Below are 236 nucleotides of genomic sequence, written 5' to 3'. Positions count from 1 at the left end.
CGATTCGGGCGCGCTCTACCGCGCGGTCGGCGTGGCCGCGGGCTGGGCGGACCTGGACCTCGACGATCCGGGCGCGCTGGTGCGCTGCACGTTCGACACGACGATCGGGTTCCGTGACAGCGACAGCGGCGAACTGCGGGTACTGGTCAACGGCAACGACGCGACCGACGAGCTGCGGACCGAGACCGCCGGCGCTGCCGCCTCGGCGATCGCCGCGATCCCGGAAGTCCGGGCCG

At 73.7% G+C, this 236-nt stretch carries 1 protein-coding gene; it reads left to right on the top strand.

The window, feature by feature from the left end:
* Nucleotides 1-236, top strand: a 236-nt coding sequence (locus tag SB719_RS22610; RefSeq protein WP_412160101.1) for a (d)CMP kinase, incomplete at both ends; no start/stop codon positions are given.

It is taken from the genome of Pantoea sp. SIMBA_079, from assembly GCF_046940275.1.
In the GTDB taxonomy this organism is placed as follows: domain Bacteria; phylum Pseudomonadota; class Gammaproteobacteria; order Enterobacterales; family Enterobacteriaceae; genus Pantoea; species Pantoea borealis.
The sequence above is the reverse complement of the archived record's forward strand: the minus strand, read 5'-3'. Positions and strand labels throughout refer to the sequence as shown.